The following is a 705-nucleotide window of genomic DNA, read 5'->3' on the forward strand; positions in this document are numbered from 1 at the left end:
TGGCCGATCACATCCGGAAGCCGCAGGGAATTGTAAATCGCCTCTGCCTGGTCAGCCTTCTTACTATCGATCGGCAGATCACAAATCGGCGTTTCCCCCGCTTTGAGTTTTTCCTCCCAATCAAGGCAAGCAAAGGGAAAATCTAGCGCCACCTCGGCCCCCTAATGTTTGAATTCTGAATAACTCGGCAAATGCGCCGCAACCCCGCCCTCGGCGGTGGTGGTGATCTCGCGCGCGTCTTTGCTTTGTTGCCCCTTTTTGCCCAGCGGTTTTTCCTTGGCTTTGCCGTCGCCGCGCGCTTTGCCCGCCAGACTTTCTAGCTCGCTGCGCTCTGCCTGCTTGAGCAGTTCTTTCATCGCGGCGACGTTTACGCCCTGCGCCGCCTTGAACAACATCAGCATCACTTGCGCCTTGATTTCCCACTCCTTGCGCGCAATGCTAAATACGCCCGACAGAAGGCTCATTTCCCGATTTACGGTGCCGGCCGCCACTTCACGCAATCGCATGTCGCGCCAATTCGCAATATCGATAGGGAGAACTTCACGCAGGATAACATTGCCCAAAGATCCTTTTGCGATCTTCTCTAGCCGCAGCTGCTCCCACTTCGCGCCCCGCTTTGACGGCGAGACTTCCCGCGCATATCGCAGCAATGCATCGCGCATGGTCTCGGTCGACACCGAAACCTCTCCTTCTCGAATCAAGAAC

Annotated in this window: 1 pseudogene; it reads right to left on the reverse strand. The window is 56.3% G+C overall.

Features of this window, described 5'->3' with window-relative positions:
• Window positions 1–161: 161 nt before the first annotated feature.
• Window positions 162–705, reverse strand: a pseudogene (locus AB9F26_RS22175) (hypothetical protein); the annotation flags it as partial.

Source organism: Falsihalocynthiibacter sp. BN13B15, assembly GCF_041205415.1.
Lineage (GTDB): Bacteria > Pseudomonadota > Alphaproteobacteria > Rhodobacterales > Rhodobacteraceae > Falsihalocynthiibacter > Falsihalocynthiibacter arcticus.